This is a genomic window from Rhodococcus sp. BP-160 (genome assembly GCF_019836205.1).
Classification (GTDB): Bacteria; Actinomycetota; Actinomycetes; order Mycobacteriales; family Mycobacteriaceae; genus Rhodococcoides.
The window spans coordinates 616,299-638,628 of sequence record NZ_JABUEK010000001.1; the positions used below are offsets into that span (position 1 = coordinate 616,299).

Here is a 22,330-nt window from a genome sequence, read left to right on the forward strand (position 1 = left end):
CTCGGGACGCGGGTAGGCCACCTGGACACGAGACCCGACGTCAGGACCCGAGAGAAGGAGGCAGTCGTGCCCACCACGAACGACGACGGCAAGCCCATCGAGTCGGAGCTGCCCTCCACCCTGCAGAAATCGGACGAGAAGGCGCAGCGCACCTTCGCGAAGACACTCGACTCCGCGGAGGAGGAATACGACGACGAGCAGCGGGCGCACCGAGTCGCCTACTCCTCGCTGAAGCACAGCTACGAGAAGGTGGGCGACCACTGGGAGCCGAAGGACGAGAAAGGCCCCTCCGACGAGCGCGCCGAGAGCGGCGGCCCGAATCCGAAGGGCCGCAGCGCGGGCGGCGTCGACGCGAACGCGTCGAAGAAGCATCTCGAGGAGGTCGCTCGCGACCTCGACATTCACGGCCGCTCGACGATGACCAAGGACGAGTTGGTCGACGCCATCGACAAGGAGAACAGGAAGCAGACCGCGAAGAAGCGGTGACAGGTCAGCGGAACGCCTGTTGTCCCGTCAGCGCCTTACCGATGGACAGCATGTGCATCTCGCTGGTCCCCTCGTACGTGAGCACGGACTCCAGGTTGTTGGCGTGCCGCAGAGGTGAGTACTCCAGAGTGATGCCGCTACCGCCCAGGATCGTGCGGCACTCGCGGGCTATGGCGATGGCCTCGCGGACGTTGTTGAGCTTGCCCAGACTCACCTGATCCGGCGTGATCTCACCGCGGTCCTTGATCCTGCCGAGGTGGACGGCGAGAAGGAACCCCTTGCCGAGCTCGAGTGTCATGTCGGCCAGCTTCTGTTGCGTCAGCTGGAAACTCGCGAGCGGCCGGTCGAACACCTCGCGAGAACTCGCGTACGCGATGGCGGTCTCGAGGCTGTCCCGCGCTGCGCCGAGAGCGCCGAACACGATGCCGAACCGCGCCTCGTTGAGGCAGGAGAGCGGAGCTCCGAGGCTGGTGGCACCGGGCAGCATCGCCGACGACGGGAGCCGGATGTCGTCGAAGACGAGTTCCGCTGTCACCGAGGCGCGCAGCGACAGCTTCTTACCGATGGCGTGCGCGGCGAATCCCGGTGCGTCCGTGGGCACGACGAACCCACGGAAGCCCTCGTCGGTCCGCGCCCACACCGTCGCCACGTCGGCCAGGGTGCCGTTGGTGATCCACATCTTGGAGCCGGAGAGGATCCAGTCGTCGCCGTCCCGTCGCGCACGGGTGCGCATCCCGGACGGGTTGGAACCGAAGTCGGCCTCGGTCAGTCCGAAACATCCGATGGCCTCCCCGGTGGCGAGACGCGGGAGCCATTCCTGCTTCTGCTCCTCCGACCCGTACCGGTGGATCGAGAACATGGACAGCGAGCCCTGCACGGAGACGAAACTCCGGAACCCGCTGTCACCCGCCTCGAGTTCCATGCACGCGAGGCCGTAGCTCACCGCGTTGGTCCCGGCGCAGCCGTACCCCTCGAGGTGCATGCCCATCAGACCCATGCCGCCGAACTCGCGAGCGATCTCCCGCGGTAGCGTGCCGGCCTCGAACCAGTCCCCCACCTCGGGCCTGAGCCGCTTGTCGACGAACGCGCGGACCGTGGCCGCGATGTCCCGCTCGTCCTCGTCGAGCAGGGAGTCGGCGGCGAAGAGATCGAGCGGTCCGACGGGTGCTGCGGTGGTGCGCGGTGCGGTGGTCGTCATCCTGTCGAACCTACCCGGATCCGGGCCTGTACTCGATGAGTCTCGCGCTGTTTCCGACGACGATGACGGACGACGCGTTGTGCAGGATCGCCGCGAGTACCGGTGACAGCGCTCCGCCGGCACTCACGGCCAGCCCGATCGCGTTGACCGCGATCGACATGGCGTAGTTCTGGCGGATGACGGCCACCGAGCGCCGCCCCAGCGCGCGCACGTCGAGCAGTCGCGCCAGGTCGTCCCCGGCGAGAGCGACGTCCGCGGTCTCCACCGCGACGTCGGTCCCGGCGGCGCCCATCGCGATGCCGATGTCCGCGGCCGCGAGCGCCGGCGCGTCGTTGGTGCCGTCGCCGACGACCGCGACGATGTGGCCCTCGGCCTGCAGGGCGCGGACGACGTCGAGCTTGTCCTCGGGCATGACCTCGGCGCGCCACTCGTCGATACCGAGCTCGGCCGCGACGGCGGCGGCCGTGGCCGGGTTGTCCCCGGTGAGCATCACGATGCGGTGCACACCGTCGGCCCGCAACGCGCGCAGTACCTCGGCGGCGTTGTGGCGGATCTCGTCGCGCAGACTGACCAGCCCGACCAACACGCCGTCGACCGCGAGGAGCAGAGGCGTCTCGGCACGGTGCTGCAGACGGGACACCCAGTCGGACGCCTCCTCGGAGACCTCGACGTTCTCTCTGCGCAGCAGCGACGCACCGCCCAGCAGCAGCGTCCGGCCGTCCGAGACGGTCCGCATGCCCAACCCGACGAGCACCTCGCACTCCTCGTGCGGTGGAATCTCGATGCGACGTTCCTCGGTACTGCGAATCACGGCTTCCGCCAACGGATGCCGAGAGTGAATCTCGGAGCTGGCCGCATAGGCGAGCACCTGCTCCGGCTCCCACGCGTCGTGGAACGCGATCACGTTGGTCACCACCGGGCGCCCGACCGTCAGCGTTCCCGTCTTGTCGAAGACGACGGCGTCGACACGGCCTGCCTGTTCGAGGTGGGACCCGCCCTTGATGAGGATTCCGCGCCGGGCACCGTTGCCGATGGCAGCGCTGATGGCGGTGGGGGTGGACAGACCGACCGCGCACGGGCACGCGACGAGCAGCATGGTCATGGCCCGGCGGACGTCACGGGTGACGAGCAGCGTGGCGGCCGAGAGCAGGAACGACGCGGGCACGAAGCGACGGGAGAAGTTGTCGCCCACCGTCTGGATGGGCGCGCGATCCTCCTGCGCCTCTTCGACCCGGGCGATGATGCGGCCGATCGCCGTGTCGCGACCCACGGCCGACGCGCGGACGACGACGCGGCCGCGCAACACGACGGATCCGGCCGACAGCCGGGTCCCCACGGTCACAGTGACCGGCAGCGTCTCGCCGGTGATGGCGGACTGGTCGACGACGGCGTCGCCCTCGATCACGGTGCCGTCGACCGGGACTCCGACGTGGTCGTGCACCACGACCTCGTCGCCGACCTCGAGCGAGTCGATGTCCACGGAGACCTCGGCACCGTCACCGGTCCGGATCCACGCGGTGTCGTGGGTGCCGCTGAGCAGATCCGAGATGGCACGCCTGGTGCGTCGCAGCGTCAACTCCTGGAGGTACTCGCCGATGTTCAGCAGCCACAGCACGGTGAGGGCGACGACGTTCTCACGCAGGACGAGGCTCGCGACCGTCGCCGCGGACACCAGGGCGTCCGTTCCGGCCGCGCGGCCTCCCGTGAGGGACCGCACGGCGCCCTTCAGGAAGGGATAGCCGGTGAAGACGGTGACCCCGGTGGCGACGAGCCGACTGGTGGGGCCCAGCACGGGAGGTCGGCGCAGCGCGTACCGGCGCAGGCCCAGCAGGACCAGGGCCGCTCCGCCCACCGTCATGCGCAGCAGCTCGCCGGTACCGACGTCTGCCGACCGTGGTGTGCGCACCGCGGCCTGGCCCGGCGTGAGCGCGGTCGCCGCGGGTACGGCCGTCAGCGCGGCCAGCACCGACGCGGCGTCGGTACGGGAGCGGGAGTACCAGACGACGACGGACGCCGTCCGAGGGAAGGCGTGCACGGCGCGGACACCGGGAACGGCGTCGAGAAAGTCCTCGACCGCGACCGCGCGGACGTCACTGCCGGCGATCCAGTCGAGTCGGACGCGCATCCTGCCGGCGCCGTGGGACAGGACCTCGGGTGCTGCGGGTGTCGGCGTCTCGGCGGGATCGGTGTCCGTGCGAGCGGCGACCGCGGTGCTCACGTCGGCGCTCAGTGGTCGTGGCCGTGACCGACGTCGGACGCCGCCGGGGGCCGCACCTCCTCACCCATGCGATCCTTCGCCTCGGCGACCACGTCGGAGACCGCGAGACGGGCGGACTCGGCCTTGACCTCCGCCTTGCGCACCCCCCGCAGGCTCACCTCGGTGACCCGGACGGCAGCCTCGCGCAGCGGTGCACGCTCGACGACCTTCTTCACACCGTTGTAGGCCGCGACGCCCACGACCCCGGTCACGACGGTGGACGCCGCCTTGGCGATGACGGGAAACATCATGGTGGGACTCCCTCTGCACCGCGCTGCGAGCAGCTGCGGATCGGTGACGGTGGATCGCCTGCGAGGACGACGTGCAGCGATCATAGCGTTACCGACAACCGTTGTCGGATCGGACGGGCGACGTCGGCCGGTTTGCCCCCATCGTCACGAACCCCTACTGTCTCGACGACAACGATTATCAGTATCGACAGAAGGCGGAGGAACACCACCGTGCTCGAGGTCGAGGACCTGACCGTCCGGGTCGGCGTCACCACGCTCGTGACCGGCATCACGTTCGATGTCGTTGCGGGACACCGTGTCGCACTGGTCGGCGCGTCCGGCTCCGGGAAATCCGTGATCGCGTCCGCCGTCGTCGGCGTCACTCCTCCCGACCTGGTCGTCGCCGGTCACGTGCGCATCGGTGGTCACGACGTGGCGGGCACGCCCGTCCCCCGCCGCCCCCGTGACGCCCGGGCGGCGATGGTCTTCCAGGACGCGTCGTCCGCACTCGCCCCCTTCCGCACCGTCGGACGGCAGCTCGATCTCGCACTGCGCCATCGCGGCGAGGCGAGTCGGCGACGTGCCGATCGAGAGGAACTGTTGCGGGGCATGGCTTTCACCGATCCCGAGCGCATCGCGGCAGCGCGTCCGGCCCAGCTCTCCGGCGGGCAGCGTCAGCGTGTCTGCATTGCGATGGCTCTGGCCTCGAATGCCCCGGTGATCGTGGCCGACGAGCCCACCACGGCACTCGACGTGGTCAGCCAGAGCACCGTCGTCGCGACTCTCGGCGCCGCGACCGGCGGCGATCGAGGACCCGCCCTGCTGTTCGTCACGCACGATCTGGCCGTCGCCGCCGCTCTCTGCGACCGCGTCGTGGTCGCCGACCGGGGAACGATCATCGAGACAGGCACCGTCACAGACATTCTCGCAGCACCGCGCCATCCCGTCACGGCGAGGCTCGTCTCGCGCGCACGGTCCGCCGACGCGGCGCTGCACTCCGCCCCGGTCGCATCGTGACGTCGGGATCTCCCGGTCTGCACGGCCGCGCACTGACGCGCCGGTACGACGGACACACGCTCGCGGTCGACGACGTCACCGTCTCCGTCGCGCCCTCGGAGCGAATCGCACTCGTCGGCGCCTCCGGCTCGGGCAAGTCGACCCTGCTCCGGATGCTGCTGGCGATGGAGACACCCGGCTCCGGCGAGGTGACACTCGACGGCGCCGCGATCCGGCCGGGAACGGCCCGCTCGACCCGCTGGTTCCGCCGCGAGGTGCAGTACGTTCCGCAGGATCCCGGTTCCTCACTGGACCCGCGTCGCACCGTGCTCGACTCGGTCGCCGCACCGCTGCGGTGGCTGCGGTGCGAGGGCGATCACCGCGCTCGCGCCCTCGCGGCTCTGGACTCGGTGGAGGTGGCCGCGTCGATGGTCGGCGCCCGCACCGGTGAGCTCTCTGGCGGCCAGAGACAACGGGTGGCCATCGCTCGCGCCCTCGCGTGCCGACCCCGCTACCTCGTCGCCGACGAACCGGTCAGTGGACTCGACCTGCCCCTGCGAGATCTCGTCCTGGACGTCCTCGAGACCGTGTGCGACCGCGACGGCACCGCGTCGCTGCTGGTGACGCACGATCTCGCCGTCGCCGCCCGCACGAGTGACCGTCTTCTGGTCATGGCCGACGGCGTGATCGTCGAGAGTGGCTGCACCACCACGGTTCTCGGGTCCCCGCAGCACACCCACACCCGCGCCCTGGTCGATGCGGTACCGCGTCTTCCCGTCCGCGCGCACCTGTAGTTCGTTCCGTCCGACCTTCCCTCGAAAGAATGCCCATGATGCGGTCCCCCCGCCGAATGCTGCCCCTCTCCGCCGTTCTCACCGTGTCGGTGCTCGCGCTGTCCGGCTGTTTCGCGGCATCACCGTCCGCCGACGACGGGAGCGGCCGAGTGCGTGTGGCGATGCTGCAGCCGCCGCGCTCCGGGCTGACCCCGCTGAGCGACGACGCCTTCAAGTTGTCCCGATGGTCGACGGCCGAGACCCTCGTCGTACTGGACGATCTCGGCGAGGCACAGCCTGCCCTCGCCACCTCATGGACTCGCGTGGACGACACGACCTGGAGCATCGACCTGCGGCCCGACGTCCGGTTCCACGACGGGACGCCGCTCGACGCCGCCGCGGTGGTCACCGCACTCACCGCGGCCACCACCGCCTCGCCGAAGCCCCGCATTCTCGACGGTGTCGACATGACCGTCGAGGCGGACGGCACGGACACCGTGACCGTGCGCACCGCGACGGTGGATCCGCTGGTACCGCAACGACTGTCGAGCCCACAGCTGGCCATCCTCTCGCCGGGCGCGTACGCGGGCGGTGGTCCCGTCGATCCCGTCGGACACGGCACCGGTGCGTTCGTGCTCACCGCCGTCGACGGCACGTCCACGGCGACACTCGATCGCAACGACGACTACTGGGGTGGTCCGGCGAAGGCCTCGGGCATCGACGTGAGTTTCGTCCCCGACGGCACGGCCCGGGCCGCGGCGCTGCGGAACGGTACCGCCGACATCGTCGAGGCGGTGCCGGTGTCGCAGGCGGCGCTGGTCGATCCGGCTCTCGTGCACGAGGTGCCCATGCCGCGCACCAACACCCTCTACCTGAACAACAGGACGGGCGCCTTCGCCGACCCGTCGATGCGCGCCGCAGCGCGGGAGGCCGTCGACACCGATCGACTCGTCGACCAGGTCTACGAGAACCGCGCCGACGTGGCCCGCGGACTGCTGGGTCCCGCCCTGTCGTGGACGGCGGACCGGCCCGCACGCACGACCGCCCCGGCCGGCGATCCCGCGGGGCGACGGATCACCCTGGGCACCTTCACCGATCGCGCGGAACTGCCCGAGGTGGCGGTGTTGTTGCAGCAGGAGCTCGAGGCCCGCGGTTTCGAGGTGGAGCAGGTGGTCCGGGAGTACCAGTTCATCGAGGCCGATGCTCTCGCCGGCGCGTTCGATGCGTTCGTCCTGTCGCGGGCGACCGTGCTCGACTCGGGTGACCCCGTCGCCTACCTGTACTCCGACTTCGCCTGCGCCGGTTCCTTCACCATCGCGCAGTTCTGCGACCCCGCCGTCGACGCCGCTCTGTCCACCGCCTCGGCGACCGAGCCGGGAGCAGCGCGCCGAGCCGCCGTCCTCGAGGCGGAGCGGCTGATACTCGAGCGCGATGCGGTGGTGCCGATGCTGCACGAGCGCGTCGTGCAGGGTGAGGCCGCGTCGGTGTCGGGTGCGGCGCGCGATCCGCGGGAACGGATGTTGGTCACCACCGAGACCACGGTCGGATGACGTCCGGCCGCGTCCTCGTCTCCGCCTCTCGGCTGCTGTCCGTCGCGGGCGTGATCGTGGTGGTCGCACTGCTGCCGTGGCTGTCGGGCCGCGACCCGGCGTTGTCGATCCTGCGTGCGCGCTCCGCGGACCAGGAGCCGACACCCGCCGCACTCGCCGCGATCCGCGCCGATCTGGGACTCGATGTGGGTCCGATCACACTGCTGCGCAGGTGGTTCGGCGGAGTTCTGCGGGGCGATCTCGGCACGTCGTGGAACACCGGCAGGCCCGTCCTTCCGGGCGCCCTCGACGCGCTCGCCGTCTCGACGACCCTGATGGGGTTCGCCCTCGCGGTGGCCTGTGCGGTGGCGACGGTGATCGTGGCTCCGGCACTGCGCGCCGGGCTACGGGGGCGGCCCACCCGCTCGTCGGGTGTCGGCGCCTCGGTTCTCACCTCGGTGCCGGAGTTTCTGCTGGCGTCCGTCGCGGTGATCGTCGGCAGTGTGTGGCTGTCGCTCCCGTCCTACGGCTGGACCGGCCCGACCTCGGCGATCCTCCCGGCTCTCGCACTCGGTCTCCCGGCCGGCGGGCTGCTCGGCCGTCTGCTCGCCGATGCCGTGTCGGTGTCGTTCACCGAGGCATGGGTGACCACGTGGACGGTCGCCGACGTGGACCGTGGCACGCTCGCCCGTGCGGTGCTGCGTCGCGCGGCCTCGTCGCTCACGTCCCAGATCGCCCTCGTGATGGTGGGTCTGCTCGGTGGAGCTGTCGCGGTCGAACGCGTCTTCGCCATCCCCGGGATCGGACGATCGATGCTCGGACACGCTCAGTCGCAGGACCTTCCGGCGCTGCAGGCCGACATCCTGCTGCTCATGGGGGTCAGCGTGTTCATCGGTGTGGCCGCGCAGGCCGCCCACCGGGCACTGCTCGGCCGGTCGGTGCACGATCACGCCGTCCCGGTACCCACCGCTCGAGTCGCCGCGGGTCGGTTCCCGTTCGTCGTGCCCGCCGTCGCCGCGAGTGCGTTGGGCACCATGGTGCTCGTCGGCCTGCCCCGCGACCCGTTCGCCACCACGCGAGGCAAGTTCCTGCCACCGTCCCTCGCGCATCCCTTCGGCACCGACGCGTCGGGACGCGACGTGCTCGCCCGCGTCGCTCACGGTGCGGCGCACACCGTCACCGTGTCCGCGACGGTCGCACTGGGATGTGTGCTGGTGGGTCTGGTTCTCGGTTCGGCGGCGCGGGTGTTCACCGGTCCGATCGAGGTGACCAACGCCGCGCCACCGGTCATCGCCGGCGTGATCGTCGCCTCCGTCGTGGGCCCCGGCGCCGCGGCGGCCGCCGTGGCTGTCCTGCTGGTCTCGTGGGCACCCCTGGCCGCGCACACTGCAGCGCTGTCGGCCGAGGTCGCGGCCAGGCCGTACGTCGCCGTCCTGCCCACCCTCGGCGCGGGTCGACTGCGCGTGCTGTTCGGGTCGGTGCTGCCGGCGGTCGGTCCCGCCGTTCTGCGTCACGGGGTGGTGCGGCTGCCGGGTATCGCCCTGGCACTCGCCGCCCTGGGCTTCCTGGGGCTCGGACCGCAACCACCCAGTCCCGACTGGGGTCTCGTGCTGGCCGACGGGGTGTCCACGGTGGAGCGGGCGCCCTGGGTGGCCCTCGCGCCCCTGGTGAGCCTCGTACTGCTGTCGGTCACGGCGGTCTCGCTGTCGAGTGCCGTCCGGTCCCGCCGTGGGCGTCGGTCCACCGACGGTCCCGCCGCGCAGGCCGACCGTCCCACCCCGGTCTCCGCGTGCTGAGGGCGTCTCGACGCGGTCGAGTGCTCCCCTGGCACGACCTCCGTGCGGCCACGCCCACCGTGAGACTGCTCGTCCTCACGCAGATGGCCTTCAACATCGGCTTCTTCATGGTGCTGCCGTACCTGTCCGTGCACCTGACGTCCGACCTCGGTCTCGGCGCCGCGCTGGTCGGTGTCGTGCTCGGAGTCCGCACGTTCTCGCAGCAGGGACTCTTCGTCGTCGGCGGAACGCTGGCGGACCGCCTCGGCGTCAAACCGGTGGTGCTGACGGGCTGCCTCCTGCGCGTCCTCGGATTCGTGGGACTGGCTCTGGCCCAGAGCCTTCCGGCCGTCCTCGCAGCCACGGCGCTCACCGGCGTGGCCGCGGCGCTGTTCTCGCCGGCCGTCGAGGGCGCGGTGGCGCTGGAAGCGGGCGAGGGTGAACGCACGGGTGGCCAGTCCCGCCTGGACGCGTTCGCGTTGTTCACCGTGTTCGGCCAGATCGGCGCGTTCACCGGTCCGCTGCTGGGCTCCGCGCTGCTCGCGGTGGACTTCCGACTGACCTGCCTCGTCGCGGCCGGGGTCTTCGTCGTCATCACGCTCGCGCACGTGGTGCTGCTGCCAGCTCGACGCGCCGAGTCGACCACGGACACCTGGCTCGACGACTGGCGGGAGATCGCCCGCAACCGTCTGTTCCTCGTCTTCGCCGCCGCGATGAGCGCGCAGCTCGTCGCGTACAACCAGCTCTATCTCCTGCTGCCGCTGCGGGTCGAGCAGGTGTGGGGATCGCAGGCACCACTGGGATGGTTCTTCGCCGCGGCGTCGGCACTCGTCGTCGCCGGGCAGATGAGCGTGACCCGAGCACTGCGCCGGTTCCCGCTGGTACGCGTGCTCCCACTGGGTTTCGCCGTCATGGCGACCGCGTTCGCCGCGGCGGCCGTGGCCGCACTGCTCGGCACCGAGGGTGCCGCAGGGCTCGTGGGGCCCGCCGCGTTCGTCGTGCTGCTGACGGTAGGTCAGATGATCGCCATGCCGTTCGCGCGCGACCTGGTCCCGCGGATGGCGCGGGAGCGCAGCACGGGCTCGTACTACGGTCTGCTGGCCTCGCTGGGCGGGATCGGGGTGCTCGTGGGGTCGGTCGCGCTCGGCGCGATCATCGACGCGATGCCCGACACGCCTGCAGGCGAGGCGGTTCCGTGGGCGGCCGCGGCGGTCCTGCCGCTCGCGGCGGCAGTGACGTTGCGCTCGGTGGCTCGCCGACTGGTACCGGTGACCCCGGCGATCACGCCGCCAGAACCAGATCGCGGCCCGTCAGCACCTCCGTCTCGCGAGTGATGCGTGCCCACACGTCCTCGGTCACGTCGTCCATGATCGAGAACCGGTCCCACCACATCATGCGGGTCCGGTAGCGCTCGTCGGGGTACGCGGCCGGGGCGATGTTCTCGGCCACGCGGCCGCCGCCGGACTCCCACCGTCGCAGCACGTGATCGGCCGCCGTGGCCATGACGTACCGGGCGCCCGTGAAGACCATCGTGGGCAGCGCCGTACGGGACAGCAGCGCGGAGAGCGCACCGGGATGCTCGGCGTCCGCGGAGACGAACGCGGTCTTCATCTCCACGACACCGGCGGGCAGTCGACCGTGGATGAGTTCCGCGACGTCGGGCCGAGCGGCGTTGCCCTCCCACTCCACCAGAGCGTGCGACTGGTCCACGCTGAGGTACGGGCCCTGGCCGCGGACGCCGGCGACGACCTGCCCCGCACGGTCCACGGCCGCGTAGAACACAGCGGTGTCCGCACCGTCGGCGACGCGCTCGACGTCGAGCGCGACGCCCACTCCGTGGCGCTCGTAGGACCGCGTGGCGCAGGCGAGGTACTCGTCCCAGAGCCCACGATCGGCGGACGGGGAACTCATCACCAGAACGGTCCCACTATCACGATCTGCAAGGCGCGTGCTCCCTTGTGTGATCAGGCGGGTGGGGGCGAGCAGAGTCGTCGACATCGGACACCTCTCGGACAGAGTTGTCGGATCGCCGTCCGGCGCCCCGACCAACAGACCACGGACTCGCCGGACGACGAATCCACACACTTATTGTCCCGCTTCCCGAGCAAAAAGTGGATTCCGCCCCGAAATCGGTGACGTGCGACGGAACTGCCCTTTTCGAGGCCCGAGAACGAACCGCAGGTCATTGACCCGTTACGACAACCTATATCCGAGTTACCCGTTCGTATTCCGGGTCGCTTTGGTGACTCTTCGTAGAACTGCACCGACGAAGCAGACTGAATTTCGTGAAAAGCCACGAAGAGCTGGTCGGCGATTCGTGGCGAATTCGCGCCCCACGACGGCGACTCGGGCGCTCTCACAGCGTCACACCGACACCCGGGAACGCAGTCAGCCCCGGACCACACCTCCTGGAGGTGCTGTCCGGGGCTGACGGTGGAGACCGGGAACGGTCGCTCGCCGCGGCTCGCCTATCGGCCGGTGCGGCCGAACAATGGTCGTCGGCCGGCCGTCGCGCGACCCGACGACGTGGCTGCGGAGAGGGAGTCCGCGAGCATCAGCTCGACGGTGCGCTCGGCATCGAGCTTGTTGTCGCCGATACCTCCCGTGGCGCCACGCTTGGCCCATCCCACGACATAGGCCCCGGCCACCGGGCGGTCGTCGGAGTCCACGACGCGACCCTCGACGTTGCGCACGGTTCCGCGGTCCGCGTCGAAGGGAAGTCCGGGAAGTGCAGACCCGCGATACCCGGTCGCCTGCAGCACCAGGTCGGCGGGAATCGAGCTGACGACACCCGCGTCGGACGCGCCGGATCCGCGGACGTCGAGCGCTCCCGGGCGTACCGCCACCGGTGCGCGCCCGAACGAGAAGACGATGCGCGGCGCGCCGTCACCCGTCTCGGCCTCGTCGGCGCGCGGTGCGGCGGCGAGCGGTGCAGCGGACGCGGACAGCGGCAGCGCCGCCAGGACCGAGGAGAGATCGTCGTCGCCCGCGACCAGAACGGGCACCGATGTGCGATCGACGAGCGCCTGGCACTCGGACCGGGTGAAGGCGGCGACCTCGGGACCGCGTCGACCGAGCACGGTGACCTCCCGCACCGCACTGTCCCGTAGCGCCGCGAGCGCGTGGGCCGAGATGTCCGTGCCCACGAGGTCCTCGACGGGAGCTGTCAGAATTCGCGCCGCGTCGAGCGCCACGTTCCCGTTGCCGATCACGACGACGCGCGTCACGCCGCGCAGATCCACGGCGTCGGCGGGGACGTCGGGGTGACCGGTGTACCAGCCGACGAGGGTGCGGGCACTCATCGGGACGACCTCGGACTCGAGGGGAAGCTGCCTGTCCTGATCGGCACCCACCGCGTAGACCACCGCGTCGAAGGTCCGCGAGAGTTCCTCCACCGTGACGTCGACCCCGACCTCGACGCCGAGGCGCATCGTCACGCGCGAGTGCACGAACAGTGACCGGAAGTGTTCACCGATGCGCCGGGTACTCGTATGATCCGGTGCCACACCGTATCTCGCGAGACCACCCGGCACGGGCAGCTTGTCGAAGAAGGTCACCGTGGCATCGGTCTGACGCAGGAGCGCCGTCGCGGTGTAGCAGGCGGCCGGCCCGGTTCCCACCACGGCGACCCGCTTCAGCGACACGGAACCGATGTCTGCGGGCGGGAACGTCGGTGCGCCCCATACATGATCGACCGGCCGGTCCCGGTAGTAGTCGGCGTTCAGTTCCGCGTAGATCGCCTGCGACGGCGACAGCCGCGACACCCGCGTGATCGCGTCCACCGGGCACGCGTCCGCGCAGGCGCCGCAGTCGATGCAGGACCGCGGATCGATGTACAGCAGGTCGGTCTTGCCGAAGTCCGGCTCGTCCGGCGTCGGGTGGATGCAGTTGACCGGACAGACCGACAGACACGATGCGTCGTTGCAACAGTTCTGGGTGATCGCGAAGGCCATGGGAGCGTCAGACCATGTGGATGGTGCGGTAGACGGCCGCAGCGGGCTTGGTCAGCAGTCCACAGTCGCTGAGGAACGCCATCAGGTGCTGGCTGCTCGTGCGCATCATGACGTGGTGGTGCGTGTTGTTCTTCGCTTCGCGCACGGCGCGGTCCCGGTCGAGACCGGCCGCGGCGTAGACGTCCTTGTTCACCATGTTGGACACGATGACTCGGGCGGCGATGGCGATGAGCAGGGCCGCGGACTTACGGCGGGCGGTGGAGATTCCCGCCATGTTCTCGCGCATCTGCTGACGCGCGAACGTCATGTGCCGCGACTCCTCGACGACGTGGATCTTGCTGGTGGTGCGTACCAACGGGAGCACGTTCTCGCCGCGCATCCAGTCGCGCTGCATGACGTCGAGCACCTCCTCGGCGACGAGGATGCCGCCGTAGGCGGCCTCGGACACGGCGAGGGTCTTGAAGCCACGACCGAGCTCGATGCTGAGCCGGCGCGGGACATACGCCTTGATGCCCATGGTGCGGCACGCCTTGGCGAACATCAGGGAGTGGCGGCACTCGTCGGCGATCTCGGTGAGCGCGAACTGGAAGTCCGAGGACGACGAGTCGCTGCAGTACTGATCACGCAGAACCATCTGCTGCAGGATCATCTCGAACCAGATGCCGGTGCTCATGATCGAGCAGACCTCGTGGCGGGTGAGGGTGACGCGCTGTTCGGGCGTCATCTCCTTCCACAGATCAGTGCCGTAGAGGGTGCTCCACTCAGGATTGAGGCCGAACTGCTCCGGGTCGAGGGGAGCCTCCCAGTCGACCTCCTGCATGGGGTCGTACGAGAGCGCTGCGACGGAATCGAGCAGCCGAGCAGACACGTCCTCGGCGTCCGAGACGGTGAGTTCCGGGTCGAGTGTGCTGGTCATGGCGTCGTCCTTCCGTGGGCGGGTACATCTCCGTGACTAACTGTGACAGAGGTTATCAGGTACTCGCCGTCACGGGAAGACGTCGCAGGGTCGGGACGGTCCCGAATCGTCAGGAGATCTGTGGCATCTCCAGGTCCGTGTGCGCCACTGCCCGAGCGGTGTCGGGGTCCGTTCCGAGCATCACCAGCAGCCGCTCCGCTGCGTCGTCGATCCGGCGATCGTCGACGGAGCCCGGGTCCTCGAGCCACCGGTGCACCAGGGCGAACAGCACACCCGCCGTCATTGCCGTCGCGAGAGACAGGTCCTCGATCTCGAGTCGTCCGGCGTCCACCGCCGCCGCGAGATCCCGGCGGGCCCGCGGCCCGAGACCACCGGGCGCGTCGAGCAACGCGAACCCCGACCGGTCGACGATCTCCGCGGCCTGACGATGCGATACGGCGGCACGACCGGTCCGCCTGACGGCGTCGCAGAAGATCTGCACCGGATCGTCCGAGCGCGGCGAGACTCCGTCGAGCGTCTCCCCCATCTGCTCGAGAACCTGCTCCACGGCAGCGGCGAAGAGTGCGGGCTTGTCCTCGAAGTGGTTGTAGAAGCTCCCGAACCCGACGTCGGCGGCGGCCGTGATGTCGGCGATGCTCGCGGTGGAGGAACGCCCGTCGGCGATCATCTCGCGCGCGGCGTCCACGAGAGCCTGGCGCGTGCGCGCCTTCCGTCGCTCGAGCCTGTTCCCGGCAGTCTGCATCCGGAAAGTCTAGGTCGACGGGTGCCCGGTCGTCGGCGCGGCGAGCCCGCTGACGACGCGTCGCGACGTCAGCGGGAGACAGGAGCGGACCAGATCCCCACGATGGCGTCGACGAGGTCGACGCCGCACGCGGTCCAGTACGCCGTCGGATCGGCGCCCGACGCGGCGAACTCCGCCTCTCGTTCGGCCATCACGTGCGTCAGCAGAGTGCGCGCCATGGCCCCTCTGGCCGCGCGGACGTCGGCAGGAATCGGGGGCAGACACGAGATGACGCCGGCCACCGTCTCTCGCAGCGTCGCCGAGGACAGTGCCTCGTCCACCAGGATCGGCCGCAGCACCGGGTCCGTCATGACCTGGGAGGCGAAGCGCGCGTACCAGGTGGGGGCGCCGAGCTCGGCGAAGTACTGCGTCGACGGCAGGACCAGTGCCGACACCCACGCTCGCAGGTCGGCACCCTCTCCGATCGCCGCGACGTGGCCGGAGCGGATCCGTTCGACGTCGCCCGTCCGGCGGACGACGATCGCGCGGACGAGATCCTCCTTGCTGCCGAAGTGGTAACCGACCACGGCGCTGTTGCTCTGCCCCGCCGCGTCGCCGACCTGACGGTTCGACACCGACACGACACCGTTCTCCGCGTACAGCCGCTCAGCGGCACCCAGAATCGCCTCGCGCGTCGCCTCGGAGCGCGCGGACGGGGCTCGCGTCGACCGGGCCTGGCTCATTCCACCGTCTCGGTGGCCCGGTCGGTGACGGCACCTCCGACGACCTCCGACGCCTCGTTCTCGCCGTCCTGGTGACGCGGAAGGAAGGAGGCGAGTACGACCGAGAGGATCGCCGCGCCGGCGGCGATGGCCATGGTGATCCGGAAGGCGGCCTCGGACGGCACCGCGGTGGATCCGAACGACACGGTCATCGACGCGAGAACGACCCCCGCGACCGCACTGGCGAACGACGTTCCGAGGGAACGCATCAGCGTGTTGAAGCTGTTGGCCGCCGCTGTCTCGGAGGCGGGCACCGCCGACATGATCAGGGCGGGCATCGCTCCGTACGCCAGTCCGATGCCCGCACCGATGACGAGCGAGACCACGATCAGCTGCCACACCGCGCCCATCATCACGATGCCCAGCAGGTAGCCGACGGCAACCGTCGCCGCGCCGGCCATGAGCGTGATCTTCGGTCCGCGCGTGGTGGTGATGCGCGAGGACACCGGCGCGACGGCCATCATGATCAGTCCGGACGGCGCCATCACCAGGCCCGCGACGAGGATCGACTGTCCCAGGCCGACACCGGTCGCGGCGGGCAACTGAAGGATCTGCGGCAGAACGAGACTGAGTGCGAACATCGCGAATCCGAGCATGATCGACGCGGCGTTGGTGAACAGCACCTGCCGCCGCAGCGAGACCCGCAGGTCCACCAGTGGCTGGGGAGTGCGCAGTTCCCACACGATCCACGCCGCGAACGCGAGGACGGACACCAGCAGCAGGCCGAGGATCGACGCGCTGCTCCACCCCCAGTCGGAACCCTTCGAGATCCCGAGCAGCAGGGTCACCAGGGCGACCGACAGCGTGAGCGCTCCACCGATGTCGAACGTGCCGCCGGTGCGCACCGTCGACTCGGGAACGACGACGACCACGGCGACCGCCACCAGTGCGCCGAGCGCAGCCGCCGTCCAGAACAGGAAGTGCCAGTCCGCGTACTCGGCGATGATCGCCGCGGCCGGAAGACCCAGGGCGCCGCCCACTCCGAGCGACGCACTCATCAGCGCGATCGAACCGGGAAGCTTGTGGCGAGGCAACACGTCCCGCATCACGCTGATGCCGAGGGGAATCACACCGGCGGCGAGACCCTGCAGTGCCCGCCCCACGACGAGGGGCACGAGGCTGTTCGCGAGGGCACCGACCACCGATCCGGCGACGAGCAGCGCCAGGCTGACCAGCAGCATGCGCCGCTTGCCCACCATGTCGCCGAGTCGGCCGGTCACGGGAACGGCGACCGCACCCGCCAGCAGGGTGGCCGTGATGGCCCACGCGGTGTTCGCCGCCGAGGCGTTCACCAGACCGGGGAGCTGGGGAACCAGCGGAATGATCAGTGTCTGCATCAAGGCGACCGTGATGCCGGCGAAGGCCAGTACCGCGACGATACGTCCGGTTCCGGTCTCCTCCGTCTCGGCCGTGGCAGCGATGGGTGAGGACATGGGTCGAGTCTCTTCTCAGCTAGTTTGAAACAGCTGTTTTAAATTAGGCACCGATCCTTACCCACGTCAACGTTCTCGACGCTCCTGTGGCCCGCATCACCACGGCACCGGATGTCGCACCGCCGCCGAGGGGGGTTGCGTTCTGTCACGCGGGCGGTGGCTGCCATGCGGCGATGTCCACACCCATGGCGGTGCTCGGCGGTTCGTCGTACAACCACTCGCGCGCGATCCGCCCCCAGTTCGCGGTGGCACGAAGTTGCCCGAGGATGCCGAACGTCAGGAAGTCCGCGCGACGGGAGAAGACGTGCTCGGGCGGCAACCACTGCTTGGTCATTGTGCCGAAACTGCCCGATCGCGGGTCGACGGCGAGGACGAAACACGCCCCCGCCATCTCTGGCGTCACGGTGACCGACCCGTCGTTCAGACTGAGTTCCGCTGCTGCGCAGACGTAGTCGAGACAATCGCTCGCCGTCACGGCGGCGCCGGGGTCGAGAATCCCCCGCGCGGACATGGCGATGAGCAGATCGTCTCCGCGCCCCTCGATCGCCGCTCGCAGGCACTCTCTCTCGAAACGGACGTCCGCCGGACTCATCCGCAGGTACAGACCGAAGTCGACGAAGGTGACGCGCCCGTCCCGAGCCAGCAGGACATTGCCCGGATGGGGGTCACCGCAGAACTCGCCGAGCGTGTGCAGAGACCCGATGTAGAAGCGGAACACCGTCTCACCCACCCGGTCTCGCACCTCCGCCGACATCGCACGGATCTCGTCGAACGGCACCGCGTCGACGAACTCGGTCGTCAGGACCGCCGCGCCGCACCGCTCCGGCACGGTGTCCGGGACGAAGAAGTGCGGGTGCTCCCGATACAGTGCCGCGACGCGGCGCTGCGTCCGCTCCTCCGCCGGGTAGTCGAGTTCCGCCTCGAGGTTTCGGCGCAACTCGTCGACGACGGCACGGGAAGACAGCATCGGGATCGACGCCGGCAACAGCTTGACGTAGAACGACAGATTCTTCAGGTCGGCCCGCACCGCGTCGTCGATACCGGGGTACTTCACCTTGACGGCCACCTCCCGGCCGTCGTGCAAGCGGGCACGATGCACCTGACCGATCGACGCGGCGGCGAACGGGCTCTCGTCGAACTCGGCGTAGAGCGACTCGATCGACTCGCCCAGATCCGCCTCGATCACAGTGCGCACGTCGTCGAACGAGACGGTGGGTGCGCGGCTCTGCAACTCGGCGAGCTTGCGGTGGAACTCGTCGCGGTGCTCGTCGGGGACGAACGACAGGTCCAGCATCGACAGCATCTGGCCCAGCTTCATCGCCGCTCCGCGGAGACCGCCCAGGACGGTCACCAGCCGTTCGGCCGAGCGGACCGCCTCCTTCGCCGTGAGGGCGGCACGCAGTTCCTCGGTGCGACCCGCCATGCGTACTCGCATGGTGGCGTTACGCGCCGTGCGACCCGCGACGAGGCGACCCACCTCGGCGCCCCGGGCCACCCTGGACGTCGGCATCTTCTCCGGCACTTCCCCAGTATCCCGCACCGTGCCTGCGCTCGATCGATCGCGGCACCGCGGACCCGGAAGTTTCTGGCGCACCGGACATCTCGGGCACGCTATGTCGCACATCACGTTTCCGGAGGTCCGCGAGGGCTTACTCTTACTTCGAGTAACGATATACCGCGCGACGGGGACCGCGCGACGTCGATCAGAGGGGGAAACACAGCATGACCAGCACCATCACATCAGGAGACACACGGACCGACGCTGTCGCCGCCCGCGCGGCACACCTGTTCGACACCGACGCCGAGGTGCGCGCCGCGGCCGCCGATCCCGCGGTGTCGGCACAGGTGGCGGACCTGACGCCCGATCTGCACGCCATGATCGAGGTGGTCATGGACCGCTACGCAGACCGGCCCGCGCTGGGTCGCCGGGCGTACGACGTCGAGCCCGCGGACGACGGTCGCCGGGTGCGTCGGCTCCAGCAGCGCATGGACACCATCACCTATGGATCGCTGTGGTCCGATGCCCTCGATCTCGCGACCGCACTCGGCGACGTCGCCACTCCGGACACCTTCGTCGCGACCCTGGGATTCGCCGGTGCCGACTACGTCGTCGCCGAACTGGCGACGGTCCGGACCGGTGCCGTTGCCGTTCCCCTCCAGTCCGGCGCCGCTCCCGGACGCCTCGCCGACATCGCCGCCGAGGTCGAGCCAGTCGCACTCGTCGTCGACAACGAACAGTTGTCCACCGCCACGGCTGTGGCCGCCGCGTGCCCGAGCATCCGCCGCATCGTCGTCCTCGACCACGACGACCGTGTGAACGACGACGAGGATCGTCTCGCCGAGGCTCGACGATCCGCACCGGGCACGGTGCTCGCGATCGAGACGCTGCGGGAGGCGATCGCACGCGGTCGCACTCTCCCCCGGCTCGCCGGCCCCGAGGCCGTCGATCCCGACCGGATCGCCACGTTGATCTACACCTCCGGCAGTACCGGGACCCCGAAGGGCGCCATCCACACCCAGCGCATCGTCTCGCGCCTGTGGTCGACGTCCCACTGGTACGACCAGAGCGCGGAGTCCGACGAGGCCGGGCGACCCGGTGCGATCACGCTGGACTACCTGCCCATGAGCCATCTCGCCGGGCGCGCGGTGGTGTTCACGACCCTGGCAGCCGGCGGCATCGTGTACTTCGCGAGTTCGAGCGATCTGTCCACGCTTCTCGACGACTACGCACTCGCCCGGCCGACCGTGGCCATGCTGGTTCCCCGCGTGTGTGATCTACTGCGTCAGACAGCCCTCGGACGCATCGAGACCCGGGCGCACCGCACCGGCGAGAGCGCGGACGCCGTCCGCGCCGAGGTCCTCGAGGACATGCGATCCACCACTCTCGGTGGCCGCATCCTCTCCGCAGTGGTGGGTACCGCGCCGACCTCCCCCGAGGTCATCGACTTCGTCTCCGAACTCCTGGACACGACGGTGCAGAACAATTACGGCTCCACCGAGGCCGGCATGGTGTTGTTCGACGGCGTCGTCCAGCGGCCGCCGGTGCTCGAGTACCGCCTCGACGACGTTCCGGAGCTCGGGTACGCGGTGACCGACCACCCCTACCCGCGCGGTGAGCTTCTCCTCAAGACCGATTCCCTCGTGCCCGGCTACTACAAGCGGCCGGACGTGACGGCCGAGATGTTCAGTGCGGACGGCTTCTACCGCACCGGCGACGTGGTCGCGGAGACGGAGCCGGACCATCTCGTGTACGTCGATCGCCGCAAGAACGTGCTGAAACTGGCGCAGGGCGAGTTCGTCGCCCTCTCGCGCCTGGAGTCGATCTACGCGTCCGCCGACGCCGTCGACCAGATCCATCTGCACGGCAGCGGCGAGCGGTCCTACCTCCTCGCCGTGGTCGTGCCCGCCGACGGAGCCGACACCGCCACCGTGCTCGACTCCCTGCAGGCGCTCGCGCGCGAGGAGCAGCTCGAGTCCTACGAGGTTCCGCGCGACATCGTCCTGGCCGCGGAGCCCTTCACGCAGGAGAACGGTCTGCTCTCGGGAGCGAACAAGCAGCTGCGTCCCGCTCTGACGGCGCGCTACGGCGAGGCGCTCGAGGACAGGTACCGCGAGATCGACGAGGGCCAGACGGCGAAGATGAGCGAACTACGCCGCCGCGGCGCCGACGCACCCGTCCTGGAGACCGTCGGCGAGGCCGCCGCGGCGTTGCTGGGATGCGCCGGCACGGAGGTCTCACCCGATGCGCACTTCACCGACCTCGGCGGTGACTCGTTGTCCGCGTTGACGTTCGCCACCCTGCTGCAGGACATCTTCGAGGTGGACGTCCCCGTCACGGTCGTCATCGCGCCGTCGTCCGACCTCGCGGCGATCGCGACCCACATCGAGCGGCGACGCGGCGACGCGGATGCCACGGGAGCCGCGACCTTCGCCTCGGTGCACGGAGCGCACGCGACGCAGGCCCGTGCCGATCAGCTGACGCTGAGCGCCGTCCTCGGCGACGAGTTCCTCTCGTCCGCGGCTGACGTGGGACCGGTGCGCACCGACACCCGGACCGTGTTGCTCACGGGCGCCAACGGATACCTCGGGCGCTTCCTGTGCCTGGAGTGGCTCGAACGCCAGGCCGCGGTCGGCGGCACCGTCGTGTGCCTCGTGCGCGGACGCACCGCGGCGGACGCTCGTGCCCGTCTCGACACCGCGTTCGACACCGGCGACCCGGCCCTGTGGTCGCGGTGGACGACGCTGGCCGACACCGCGCTCGAGGTCGTCGTCGGCGACGTGGGCGAGGCGAACCTGGGCGTGAGCGACGAGGAGTACGCGTCGCTGGCCGAGCGGGTCGACCGCATCGTGCATCCCGCGGCGCTCGTCAATCACGCGCTGCCGTACGAGCAGTTGTTCGGCCCCAACGTGATCGGCACCGCCGAGATCGCCCGGCTCGCCCTGACGCATCACCTCAAGCCGGTGACCTACCTGTCCACCGTGGCCGTCGCGGCGGGCGTCGAGGCCTTCTCCGAGGACGGCGACATCCGCGAGATCAGTCCGGTCCGCGCCCTCGACGAGTCGTACGCCAACGGATACGGCACCTCCAAGTGGGCGGGTGAAGTGGTGCTGCGCAACGCCTCCGACGCCTTCGGACTCCCCGTGACCGTCTTCCGTTCGGACATGATCCTGGCGCACCCCCGGTGGACCGGTCAGCTCAACGTCCCGGACATCTTCACCCGCACGGTGCTGTCGCTGATCGCCACCGGAATCGCCCCGGAGACGTTCTACCGGCAGGACACGGGCGCACCCGTCGACGATGCAGGGCGGCCGCGCGCACACTACGACGGACTCCCCGCCGATTTCACCGCAGCGGCGATCACCGAGCTCGGTGGCAGCGCGACGTCGGGACACCGGACTTTCGACGTGCTCAATCCGCACGACGACGGTATCTCTCTCGACACCGTCGTCGACTGGATCATCCAGTCCGGCAGAACGATTCGGCGCATCGCCGACTACGACACGTGGTTCGCCGAGTTCTCCGACGCGCTCGAGTCTCTGCCGTCGGCGCAGCGGTCCGCCTCGGTGCTGCCGCTGCGGCACGCCTACGCGCGGCCGGACCTACCGACCGCCGGGTCACCCCTGCCGGCCGAGGTGTTCCGTGCCGCGGTCCGCGACACGTCGACACCGGGGTCGGCACTGGCGGACATCGACGACATCCCGCACCTGTCGCGCGATCTCGTCGCGAAGTACGTGCGTGATCTCGAGGCGCTGGGGTTGATCCCGACGCTCTGACAGCCGA

Annotated in this window: 17 protein-coding genes; 7 read left to right on the forward strand and 10 right to left on the reverse strand. The window is 69.9% G+C overall.

All coding sequences use genetic code 11. The features are described 5' to 3' along the window. Window positions 1-66: 66 nt before the first annotated feature. The gene (locus HQ306_RS02850) at window positions 67-486 is read left to right on the forward strand and encodes a ChaB family protein (RefSeq protein ID WP_222627498.1); all 420 of its coding nucleotides are present in this window, start codon (window positions 67-69) and stop codon (window positions 484-486) included. Window positions 487-490: 4 nt separating this feature from the next. On the opposite strand, the gene HQ306_RS02855 is transcribed toward HQ306_RS02850, so the two are convergent. The 3 genes from HQ306_RS02855 to HQ306_RS02865 all read right to left on the reverse strand — a co-directional run bounded on the left by HQ306_RS02855 (window position 491) and on the right by HQ306_RS02865 (window position 4,192). Continuing rightward, entirely contained in the window at window positions 491-1,684 is a 1,194-nt protein-coding gene (locus HQ306_RS02855; protein ID WP_222627500.1) for an acyl-CoA dehydrogenase family protein, read from the reverse strand. Between the two features lie 10 nt (window positions 1,685-1,694). Continuing rightward, window positions 1,695-3,809, reverse strand: a complete 2,115-nt coding sequence (locus tag HQ306_RS02860; protein ID WP_222628871.1) for a cation-translocating P-type ATPase — start codon at window positions 3,807-3,809, stop codon at window positions 1,695-1,697. A gap of 101 nt (window positions 3,810-3,910) precedes the next feature. Next, window positions 3,911-4,192: a DUF1490 family protein gene (locus HQ306_RS02865; RefSeq protein ID WP_056447595.1), complete on the reverse strand. Its 282-nt coding sequence runs from the start codon at window positions 4,190-4,192 to the stop codon at window positions 3,911-3,913. Window positions 4,193-4,402: 210 nt separating this feature from the next. Here HQ306_RS02865 and HQ306_RS02870 point away from each other — a divergent pair, with 210 nt between their 5' ends. From HQ306_RS02870 to HQ306_RS02890, 5 genes are read left to right on the forward strand one after another with little or no spacing between them, the layout of a single operon-like run. Continuing rightward, complete coding sequence (locus HQ306_RS02870; protein WP_222627502.1) at window positions 4,403-5,188, forward strand: ABC transporter ATP-binding protein; 786 nt, start codon at window positions 4,403-4,405, stop codon at window positions 5,186-5,188. Continuing rightward, window positions 5,185-5,961: an ABC transporter ATP-binding protein gene (locus tag HQ306_RS02875; RefSeq protein WP_308115377.1), complete on the forward strand. Its 777-nt coding sequence runs from the start codon at window positions 5,185-5,187 to the stop codon at window positions 5,959-5,961. Before HQ306_RS02870 ends, HQ306_RS02875 begins: the two co-directional genes overlap by 4 nt. 35 nt (window positions 5,962-5,996) lie before the next feature. Next, window positions 5,997-7,490, forward strand: coding sequence for an ABC transporter substrate-binding protein (locus HQ306_RS02880; RefSeq protein WP_261769682.1), 1,494 nt, complete (start codon window positions 5,997-5,999; stop codon window positions 7,488-7,490). Then, window positions 7,487-9,265, forward strand: a complete 1,779-nt coding sequence (locus HQ306_RS02885; RefSeq protein ID WP_222627504.1) for an ABC transporter permease subunit — start codon at window positions 7,487-7,489, stop codon at window positions 9,263-9,265. Before HQ306_RS02880 ends, HQ306_RS02885 begins: the two co-directional genes overlap by 4 nt. A 59-nt stretch (window positions 9,266-9,324) precedes the next feature. Further along, the gene (locus tag HQ306_RS02890; protein ID WP_308115376.1) at window positions 9,325-10,578 is read left to right on the forward strand and encodes an MFS transporter; all 1,254 of its coding nucleotides are present in this window, start codon (window positions 9,325-9,327) and stop codon (window positions 10,576-10,578) included. Here HQ306_RS02890 and HQ306_RS02895 read toward each other — a convergent pair. The 7 genes from HQ306_RS02895 to HQ306_RS02925 all read right to left on the reverse strand — a co-directional run bounded on the left by HQ306_RS02895 (window position 10,526) and on the right by HQ306_RS02925 (window position 18,571). After that, complete coding sequence (locus tag HQ306_RS02895; protein ID WP_037183902.1) at window positions 10,526-11,155, reverse strand: hypothetical protein; 630 nt, start codon at window positions 11,153-11,155, stop codon at window positions 10,526-10,528. The two genes, HQ306_RS02890 and HQ306_RS02895, sit on opposite strands and share 53 nt — an antisense overlap. 557 nt (window positions 11,156-11,712) lie before the next feature. Then, window positions 11,713-13,197, reverse strand: coding sequence for a 4Fe-4S binding protein (locus HQ306_RS02900; protein ID WP_222627506.1), 1,485 nt, complete (start codon window positions 13,195-13,197; stop codon window positions 11,713-11,715). Between the two features lie 7 nt (window positions 13,198-13,204). Next, window positions 13,205-14,113 (reverse strand): diiron oxygenase, encoded by a 909-nt coding sequence (locus tag HQ306_RS02905; RefSeq protein ID WP_056447281.1) that lies wholly within the window; start codon window positions 14,111-14,113, stop codon window positions 13,205-13,207. A gap of 109 nt (window positions 14,114-14,222) precedes the next feature. Then, complete coding sequence (locus tag HQ306_RS02910) at window positions 14,223-14,855, reverse strand: TetR/AcrR family transcriptional regulator (RefSeq protein ID WP_056447278.1); 633 nt, start codon at window positions 14,853-14,855, stop codon at window positions 14,223-14,225. A 68-nt stretch (window positions 14,856-14,923) separates the two neighbouring features. Continuing rightward, a complete protein-coding gene (locus tag HQ306_RS02915) occupies window positions 14,924-15,577 on the reverse strand; it encodes a TetR/AcrR family transcriptional regulator (RefSeq protein ID WP_222627508.1) in 654 nt (217 codons plus the stop codon). Beyond that, window positions 15,574-17,049, reverse strand: coding sequence for an MFS transporter (locus HQ306_RS02920; protein WP_222627510.1), 1,476 nt, complete (start codon window positions 17,047-17,049; stop codon window positions 15,574-15,576). The genes HQ306_RS02915 and HQ306_RS02920 overlap by 4 nt, the downstream gene beginning before the upstream one ends. Before the next feature lie 145 nt (window positions 17,050-17,194). Then, the gene (locus HQ306_RS02925) at window positions 17,195-18,571 is read right to left on the reverse strand and encodes an AarF/ABC1/UbiB kinase family protein (protein WP_222627512.1); all 1,377 of its coding nucleotides are present in this window, start codon (window positions 18,569-18,571) and stop codon (window positions 17,195-17,197) included. A 200-nt stretch (window positions 18,572-18,771) separates the two neighbouring features. On the opposite strand from HQ306_RS02925, the gene car reads away from it, so the two are divergent. Next, window positions 18,772-22,323, forward strand: coding sequence for a carboxylic acid reductase (car, locus tag HQ306_RS02930; RefSeq protein WP_222627514.1), 3,552 nt, complete (start codon window positions 18,772-18,774; stop codon window positions 22,321-22,323). Window positions 22,324-22,330 lie beyond the last annotated feature (7 nt).

Coding starts and splice junctions, on each gene's coding strand:
- HQ306_RS02855 (WP_222627500.1), bottom strand. CDS start 1,684: ATGACGACCACCGCACCGCGCACCACCGCAGCACCCGTCGGACCGCTC.
- HQ306_RS02860 (WP_222628871.1), bottom strand. CDS start 3,809: ATGCGCGTCCGACTCGACTGGATCGCCGGCAGTGACGTCCGCGCGGTC.
- HQ306_RS02865 (WP_056447595.1), bottom strand. CDS start 4,192: ATGATGTTTCCCGTCATCGCCAAGGCGGCGTCCACCGTCGTGACCGGG.
- HQ306_RS02880 (WP_261769682.1), top strand. CDS start 5,997: ATGATGCGGTCCCCCCGCCGAATGCTGCCCCTCTCCGCCGTTCTCACC.
- HQ306_RS02885 (WP_222627504.1), top strand. CDS start 7,487: ATGACGTCCGGCCGCGTCCTCGTCTCCGCCTCTCGGCTGCTGTCCGTC.
- HQ306_RS02895 (WP_037183902.1), bottom strand. CDS start 11,155: ATGAGTTCCCCGTCCGCCGATCGTGGGCTCTGGGACGAGTACCTCGCC.
- HQ306_RS02900 (WP_222627506.1), bottom strand. CDS start 13,197: ATGGCCTTCGCGATCACCCAGAACTGTTGCAACGACGCATCGTGTCTG.
- HQ306_RS02905 (WP_056447281.1), bottom strand. CDS start 14,113: ATGACCAGCACACTCGACCCGGAACTCACCGTCTCGGACGCCGAGGAC.
- HQ306_RS02910 (WP_056447278.1), bottom strand. CDS start 14,855: ATGCAGACTGCCGGGAACAGGCTCGAGCGACGGAAGGCGCGCACGCGC.
- HQ306_RS02915 (WP_222627508.1), bottom strand. CDS start 15,577: ATGAGCCAGGCCCGGTCGACGCGAGCCCCGTCCGCGCGCTCCGAGGCG.
- HQ306_RS02920 (WP_222627510.1), bottom strand. CDS start 17,049: ATGTCCTCACCCATCGCTGCCACGGCCGAGACGGAGGAGACCGGAACC.
- car (WP_222627514.1), top strand. CDS start 18,772: ATGACCAGCACCATCACATCAGGAGACACACGGACCGACGCTGTCGCC.